The sequence below is a fragment of the Micromonospora sp. NPDC004336 genome (assembly GCF_053602615.1).
Genome location: NZ_JBSGDY010000344.1, coordinates 1 through 2,192 on the forward strand (window position 1 = coordinate 1; position 2,192 = coordinate 2,192).

A 2,192-nucleotide genomic window follows, 5' to 3' on the forward strand; every position below is an offset into this window, starting at 1 on the left:
CGCGCGCCGCCCGCGGCCGTGCGGGCCGTCGCGCCGCCCTCCCCCGCCGCGCGCCGCCGTGGCCTGATCCGCTCGGGCCGGCCGGCACCGTCGGCGCCGAAGTTTGATCCCGTCGGGGCCGGGTAGCCGAGCCGCCCGTCCTACCGACGGGACCGGGCCCCCGCCAGCGGGGTGTCCGCCGCCTGCGACGCCGACGGGAGTGGTGACGGTGGGTCCGGTGCCCCGGGGATCCGGTGGTCGTTGACGATGTGCGGCATCAGCGGCGAGGCGAGGTTCGACGGGTCGACGCCGGACGCCGGCGCGGTGACCAGGATGGTCGAGGCGATGCGGTCCCGCGGCCCGGACGGCGAGGGCCTGTGGGACGACGGCTGGGTCACCCTCGGGCACCGGCGGCTCACCATCATCGACCTGTCCGACGCGGGCGCGCAGCCGATGGTGCGCGACGACCTCGGGCTGGCGCTGGTCTTCAACGGCTGCGTCTACAACTATCCCCGGCTCCGCGAGGAGCTGCGGGCGGCCGGGCACACGTTCCACTCCACCAGCGACACCGAGGTGATCCTGGTGGCGTACGCGCAGTGGGGCGAGCGCTTCGTCGACCACCTGGTCGGCATGTTCGCCGTCGTGCTGGTGGACCGGCAGCGGCGACGGCTGGTGCTGGCCCGGGACCGGCTCGGGATCAAGCCGCTCTACCTCGCGGAGTCGCCCGGCAGGCTCCGGTTCGCCTCCACCCTGCCGGCGCTGCTGCGCGCCGGCGACGTGGACACCGCGATCGACCCGGTGGCCCTGCACCACTACCTGTCCTGGCATTCGATCGTGCCGGCGCCCCGCACCGTCCTGCGCGGCGTGCGCAAGCTCCCACCGGCCACCGTGCGCGTCGTCGAGGCGGACGGGCGCAGCCGCGAGCACGTCTACTGGCAGCCGGACTACGTCCGCGACCCCGCCCACGACGGCATGGACGCGCGGGACTGGCGGGCCGCGGTCGGGGACGCGCTGCGCACGGCGGTACGGCGGCGGCTCGTCGCCGACGTACCCGTCGGCGTGCTGCTCTCCGGCGGCCTCGACTCCAGCATGATCGTGGCGCTGCTCGCCGAGGCCGGGCAGCATCACCTCCAGACGTTCAGCATCGGCTTCGACGGCCGCGGCGACGAGATCGGCGACGAGTTCCACTACTCCGACCAGGTGGCGCGCGCGTTCGACACCGACCACCACCGCATCCGGCTCGCCGACGACGACCTGGTCCCGGCCGTACGCCGGACCGTGCACGCGATGACCGAGCCGATGGGCAGCCACGACGTGGTCGCCTTCCACCTGCTGTCCGAGCAGGTGGCCCGGCACGTCAAGGTGGCGCAGTCCGGCCAGGGCGCCGACGAGGTCTTCGCCGGCTACGGCTACCACCAGCCGCTGGCGCGGGTGCCCCGCGACGGCGCGACGGACGCCTTCGCCGAGGCGTTCTTCGACCGCGACCACGCCGAGCTGTGCCGGGTGGTCGGCCCGGCGTACGCCTGCGACCGCGACGCCAGCCGCGAGCTGCTCGCCGCGCACCTGGCCGCGCCGGGGGCGGACACCGCGCTGGACGCGGTGCTGCGCCTGGACACCCACCTGATGCTGCCCGACGACCCGGTGAAGCGGGTGGACAGCATGAGCATGGCGTGGGGGCTGGAGGTGCGCACCCCGTTCCTGGACCAGGATCTGGTCGCCCTCGCGGCGGCCTGCCCACCCGGGCACAAGGTCGCCGACGGCGGCAAGGGCGTGCTCAAGGAGATCGCCCGCGAGGTACTGCCGGCCGAGGTGGTCGACCGGCCGAAGGGCTACTTCCCGGTGCCGGCGCTGCGCAACGTCGACGGTCCGGTCCGGCAACTCGTCACCGAGGCGCTCGCCGCCCCCGCCGCGCGGGAGCGCGCCCTGTTCCGCCCGGAGTACGTCGCCGAACTGCTCGCCGAGCCGGACCGCGCGCAGGCCGCCGCCGGCAGCAACAAGCTGTGGCAGCTCGGCCTGCTCGAACTCTGGCTCCAGTCCCACGACGTCCGCTGACCGCACGGTCGACCGCGCGCAGTTGCACCGGTTCCTGCCGGGGTGGGGCTCCCGGCACCGCCGCGCCGCAGCCCGGCCGGGCGACGACGGAAGCCCGCCGGCGTGGGGGGGGACACCCAGGGGGTTTGCGGGCCCGGGGGGGACCCCAGGTGTTAGACCCC

At 75.3% G+C, this 2,192-nt stretch carries 1 protein-coding gene; it reads left to right on the forward strand.

From position 1 onward, the window contains the following. The first annotated feature begins 246 nt into the window (after nucleotides 1-246). Complete coding sequence (locus ACWENR_RS30570) at nucleotides 247-2,031, forward strand: N-acetylglutaminylglutamine amidotransferase (protein ID WP_452280409.1); 1,785 nt, start codon at nucleotides 247-249, stop codon at nucleotides 2,029-2,031. The last annotated feature ends 161 nt before the right edge of the window (nucleotides 2,032-2,192 follow it).